Source organism: Myxococcus sp. CA056 (genome assembly GCF_013336715.1).
GTDB lineage: Bacteria > Myxococcota > Myxococcia > Myxococcales > Myxococcaceae > Myxococcus > Myxococcus llanfairpwllgwyngyllgogerychwyrndrobwllllantysiliogogogochensis.
Map to the genome: position 1 here is coordinate 654969 of NZ_JABUMT010000005.1, position 3819 is coordinate 658787.

The following is a 3819-nucleotide window of genomic DNA, read 5'->3' on the forward strand; positions in this document are numbered from 1 at the left end:
CCTACGTCATCTTCACCTCGGGCTCCACCGGCCGCCCCAAGGGCGCCATGAATGCCCACTCCGGCATCGTCAACCGCCTCCTGTGGATGCAGCAGCAGTACGGCCTGTCTCCCGACGACTCCGTCCTGCAGAAGACTCCCTTCTCCTTCGACGTCTCCGTCTGGGAGTTCTTCTGGCCCCTCATGACGGGTGCTCGCCTCGTCCTCGCGAAGCCGGGCGGACACCAGGACCCTGCCTACCTCGTCCGCCTCATCTCCGAGCAGCGCATCTCCACCCTGCACTTCGTCCCCTCCATGCTCCGCGCCTTCCTGGAGGAGCCGGGACTCGAGAAGCTCTCGGGACTGCGCCGCGTCGTGTGCAGTGGTGAGGCTCTCTCCTCGGAGTTGGTGGCTCGCGCCCACTCGCGCCTGCCCGCCTCCGCGGAAGTCCACAACCTCTACGGCCCCACCGAGGCCGCCGTCGACGTCTCCTTCTTCCACTGCGCTCGCGGCTCCTCCCGCTCCTCCGTCCCCATCGGCAGGCCCGTCGCCAACACCCGCCTCTACGTCCTCGACTCCCTCGGCCAGCCCACTCCCATCGGCGTCCCTGGTGAGCTCTTCATCGGCGGCGTCCAGGTCGGCCTCGGCTACTGGCGCAAGCCCCAGCTCACCGCCGAGCGCTTCATCCCCGATGCGTTCTCCGACGCGCCCGAGGCTCGCCTCTACCGCACCGGCGACGTCGCTCGCTGGCTGCCCGACGGCACCCTCGAGTACCTCGGCCGCTCCGACTTCCAGGTCAAGCTGCGCGGCTTCCGCATCGAGCTCGGTGACATCGAAGCCGCCCTTCTCTCTCACCCCTCCGTCCGCGACGCCGTCGTCCTCGTCCGGGAGGACGTCCCCGGCGACCAGCGCCTCGTCGCCTACGTCACGGGAGACGCGGAGCCGTTGACGGCGGAACTGCTGAAGACCCATCTCCAGCCGCGCCTGCCCGAGTACATGGTGCCGTCGGCCTTCACGCACCTGGGCGTGCTGCCGCTGTCTCCGAGCGGCAAGGTGGACCGAAAGGCCCTGCCCGCTCCTGAGGCGCCCGTCGCGCAGCCCGGCAGGTACGTGGCGCCCCGGACACCGCTGGAGGAAACACTCGCCACGCTCTTCGCGCAGGTGCTCGGCATCGAGCGCATCGGGATTCACGACGGCTTCTTCGAGATGGGCGGCCACTCGCTGCTCGCCACGCAGGTGGTCGTCCGCGTCCGGGGCGCGCTGGGCATGGAGCTGCCCCTGCGCACGCTGTTCGAGGCACCCACCGTGGCCGCGCTCGCGGCGCGTCTGGATGCCCGATCCCAGGGCACGAGCCCGAGCGGGGAGCAACCGCCCCTGGTTCGCGTGGACCGCACGGGACGACTCCCGCTCTCCTTCGCGCAGCAGCGTCTGTGGTTCCTGGATCAGCTCCAGCCGGGCATGGCGCTCTACAACATGCCCGTGGCGCTGCGCCTGTCCGGACGTCTGGAGCACACCGCGTTCCAGCAGGCCGTGGACGAACTGGTGCGCCGCCACGAGTCCCTGCGCACGACGTTCCGCGTGGTGGAAGGCGAGCCTCATCAGGTCATCCACCCCGCCCTGCCCGGAAACCTCCGGGTGGTGGACCTCTCGGGCCGGTCCGCCGAGCAGCGAGCGGAAGAGACGACGCGGCTCGCGATGGAGGACGCGAGCCGTCCGTTCGACCTCGCCTCGGGTCCCCTCATGCGCACCACGTTGCTGGTGCTGGAACCGAACGAGCGCGTGCTGCTCTTGTGCATGCACCACACCATCTCCGACGGCTGGTCCCAGACGGTGCTGGTGCGCGAACTGGTCCAGCTTTACGAGGCTTTCCGCCAGGGCCTTCCGTCGCCCCTGCCGGAGCTGCCGATTCAGTACGCGGACTACTCCCTCTGGCAGCGCGACTGGCTCCAGGGTGAGACGCTCCAGACGCAGCTCGACTGGTGGAAGGGCCGGCTCTCGGGTGCCCCGGGCATGCTGGACCTGCTCACCGACAAGCCTCGCCCGGCGGTGCTCTCGCACCAGGGCGCAAGCATCCCCCTGAGCCTGTCACCCGCGCTCAGCAACGCACTGGAGGCCCTCGCTCAACGTGAGCGCGTCACGCCCTTCATGCTGTTGCTGGCCGGCTTCCAGACCTTGCTGCACCGGTACTCGGGGCAGGACGACATCCTCATCGGCTCGCCCATCGCGGGTCGCCACCATGCCCGGACGGAGGGCCTCATCGGCTTCTTCGTCAACACGCTGGTGCTGCGCGCCCGCTTCGCTCCGGACCTCTCGTTCCGGGGCCTGCTGGCCCAGGTCCGCGACATGACGCTCGGGGCCTACGAGCACCAGGACATCCCCTTCGAGCGGCTGGTGGAGGAGCTTCAGCCGAGGCGTGACTTGAGCCGCACTCCGCTGTTCCAGGCCCTCTTCGCCCTCCAGAACATGCCGACCGCGGAGATGGCACTGCCGGATCTGACGCTGCGAAGCGTGGACGTGGAACACACCGCCAGTCGCTTCGAGCTGGAGCTGGCCCTGACCCGAACGACGGAGGGCTACAGCGGAATCCTGTCCTTCAACACGGAGCTGTTCGAGCGCTCCACCGCCGAGCGCTTCGTGGCGCACCTGCTGCGCCTGCTGGAAGCGGCCGTCGCCGAAGCGGACGCGCCGCTCTCCGCCCTCTCGCTGATGACGGAGGCCGAACGCCAGCGAGTCCTCGTCGAGTGGAATGACACCCGCGCGGACTACCCGTCCGAGGCCACCCTGCCCCTGCTGTTCTCCGAGCAGGTCCGGCGCACGCCCGAGGCCATCGCCATTCAGTTCGAGGGCCAGCACCTCACGTACGCGGAACTCGACGCGCGCTCGAACCAGCTCGCTCGACACTTGCTGTCCCTGGGCTTGGGGCAGGAGCCGCGCCTCGCCGTGTGCATTCCGCGGAGCCTGGAGCTCTACGTGGCGCTGCTCGGCATCCTCAAGGCCGGCGGCTGCTACGTCCCGCTCGATTCGAGCCATCCGTCGCGGCGCATCGCCTTCATGCTCGAGGACTCCAGCGTCGCAGGTGTCCTCACCGTGAGCGCGGTCCAGGGCGTGATTCCCTCCGGGCCCTGGCCCGTGGTGGTGCTCGACACCGACTCTCCCCTCATCGCGAGTCGGTCCTCGGATCCGCTCTCCGTACCGCTCTGCTCGGACAACCTCGCGTACGTCACGTACACGTCAGGCTCCACCGGCACACCCAAGGGCGTGGCCATCACCCATCGGGGCGTGCTGCGACTCATCTTCGGCGCGGGCTTCGCGTCTCGTGAGCCTGGCGAGGTCATCCTCCAGGTGATTCCGCTGACGTTCGACCCTTCAGCGCAGGAGATCTGGAGCGCGCTGCTTTCGGGAGCGCGGCTCGCCGTGTATCCGCCGGGGACGCCAGAGGTGACGGAGCTGGCCCGCGTCATCGACGAGCACCACGTCACCACCGCGCAGCTCGCCAGCGCCCTCTTCGACGTCATGCAGCGGCATGAACCGGAGGCCCTGTCCCGACTGCCCCGGCTGTGGGTGGGAGGCGACGTACTGCCCGTCCCCACGGCTCGCGAGCGGCTGGCTCGAGGGCTCTCGCTCACCAACGTATACGGCCCCACGGAGGCCACCGTGGTGACGACGCTGCAGGTGCTGTCACCGGGCATGCCCCTGGGCGACTCCATCCCCATTGGCCGCCCCATTCCGAACACCCAGGTCTACGTCCTCGACGCCTCGCTGCGGCCCGTCCCGGTGGGCGTGCCCGGCGAGCTGTTCATCGGAGGCCCGGGCCTGGCACGTGGCTACCAGGGACGTCCCG

Annotated in this window: 1 protein-coding gene; it reads left to right on the forward strand. The window is 69.4% G+C overall.

What is annotated here, in order from left to right; translation table 11 throughout:
* Positions 1-3819: non-ribosomal peptide synthetase (locus HUA76_RS24705; RefSeq protein WP_174462250.1), on the forward strand; the 3819-nt coding region annotated here is incomplete at both ends.